We start from the raw sequence: 1,465 nt of genomic DNA, 5'->3' as shown, positions 1-1,465 counted from the left end.
TTCGCCCACGGCAAGCAGGTGCACGAAGTCTACAAGGTCAACGGCGACCGCACGCTGTCGCTCGTTACCCGCACAGCCAACGACCACTAAGGCCCTGACGGCCGCCCGGGTCGTCTGACCCCGGGCGCCGCCGACATCCCCCACAAGACATGTGCGTCACGGCTGCCCCGCCAACAATCAAGACAGCCGGACATCGAAAAAGAGACAAAGGAAACACCATCATGAAGACCCTCATCGCAACCGCCGCCGTTCTCGCAGCCCTTGGCACGTCCGCTGCCTTTGCCGGCCCGATCTCCGCCTCCGCCACCCTGTCGGAAGCCCCGGTCGGCTCGACCGTGTTCAACGAATATTTCGCCAACGGCAAGCAGGTGCACGAAGTCTACAAGGTCAACGGCGACCGCACCCTCGACCTCGTCAGCCGCGTGGCCAACAACCACTGACACCGGCCGCTAAATCGTCAATGGCCCGCCCGGCTCGATCTTTGAGGGCCGGGCCCGCCCAGATCCCCTGGTCGACCCTAGCGCCGACATATCCCCTGACTGCCACGACCGCCTGAAGACGGTCGGGACACAAGAACAACAAGGAAACGCCATCATGAAAACGCTCATCGCAGCTGCCGCCATCGTCGCCTCGCTCGGTGCCTCCGCCGCCTTCGCCCAGCAGGTCCCGGCAAACCAGGGCCCGCTGTCGGGCACGATCCACGCCCAGGCCCCTGTCGGCTCGACCGTGCTCAACGCCTATCTGGCAAACGGTCAGCAGTACCACGAGGTCTACCGCGTCGGCGTCGACCACAGCCTGAGCCTGGTCTCGCAGTCGGCCAACGACAACTGAGCCTTCGGCCCCTGGCGCGCAGCCTGACCGGATGACCGGTCGGAGGCGCCGGCTGGAGAATGACAGATCCGGGTGCCGCCACCCGGGTTGTGCGGCAGGCTTTTCGCTTCCCTCTCTCCCCTCTTGGCGGAGAGCCTGCCGCCCCCCATCATCCACCGGCCTCTTTCGCGGCGATCGCACCAGGACAGAGCGCAATCCAACCCAATCCCCCGATCCCGGGGCAGACCGATCGCAACGCATGCCCCGCGCATGAGCGACGGCTGCCGGGACCAGACAAGATACGACATCAAGGACAACCCTCATGAAGACCATCATTGCCACCGCCGCCGTTCTCGCAGCCCTCGGCACGTCCGCTGCCTTTGCCGGCCCGATCTCGCAGAGCGCCACCCTGTCGCTCGCCCCGGTCGGCTCGACCGTGTTCAACGAATACTTCGCTGAGGGCAAGCAGGTGCACGAAGTCTACCGCGTCAACGCCGACCGCAGCCTGTCGCTGGTCACCCGCACCGCCAACGACCACTAATCTCCAAAAGGCAGACCTGCCGGCACCCGCCGCCCACCTCCCGCGCGACAGCCGGCACCGCCTCCAGGACACCCCACCGCCCCAGCTTCCTGCCCCCCGGGGCGTCTCGGAGGG

At 66.4% G+C, this 1,465-nt stretch carries 3 protein-coding genes; all 3 read left to right on the top strand.

Going from position 1 to position 1,465, the window contains the following annotated elements; all coding sequences use genetic code 11:
* The first annotated feature begins 221 nt into the window (after positions 1–221).
* The 3 genes from J2Z17_RS25115 (at position 222) to J2Z17_RS25105 (ending at position 1,351) form a co-directional block, all read left to right on the top strand.
* Positions 222–440 carry a hypothetical protein gene (locus J2Z17_RS25115; protein WP_209949597.1) on the top strand — a complete coding sequence of 73 codons (219 nt, stop codon included), beginning with the start codon at positions 222–224 and terminating at the stop codon, positions 438–440.
* 154 nt (positions 441–594) lie between these two features.
* The gene (locus tag J2Z17_RS25110; protein WP_209949595.1) at positions 595–831 is read left to right on the top strand and encodes a hypothetical protein; all 237 of its coding nucleotides are present in this window, start codon (positions 595–597) and stop codon (positions 829–831) included.
* A 301-nt stretch (positions 832–1,132) separates the two neighbouring features.
* Entirely contained in the window at positions 1,133–1,351 is a 219-nt protein-coding gene (locus J2Z17_RS25105) for a hypothetical protein (RefSeq protein ID WP_209949592.1), read from the top strand.
* Positions 1,352–1,465 lie beyond the last annotated feature (114 nt).

Origin of the sequence: Heterorhizobium halophytocola, from assembly GCF_017873095.1 — a bacterium.
Lineage (GTDB): Bacteria > Pseudomonadota > Alphaproteobacteria > Rhizobiales > Rhizobiaceae > Allorhizobium > Allorhizobium halophytocola.
The sequence above is the reverse complement of the archived record's forward strand: the minus strand, read 5'-3'. Positions and strand labels throughout refer to the sequence as shown.

Bases quoted from the DNA above. Each gene is read 5' to 3' on its own strand.
- J2Z17_RS25115 (WP_209949597.1), top strand. From the start codon at position 222: ATGAAGACCCTCATCGCAACCGCCGCCGTTCTCGCAGCCCTTGGCACG.
- J2Z17_RS25110 (WP_209949595.1), top strand. From the start codon at position 595: ATGAAAACGCTCATCGCAGCTGCCGCCATCGTCGCCTCGCTCGGTGCC.
- J2Z17_RS25105 (WP_209949592.1), top strand. From the start codon at position 1,133: ATGAAGACCATCATTGCCACCGCCGCCGTTCTCGCAGCCCTCGGCACG.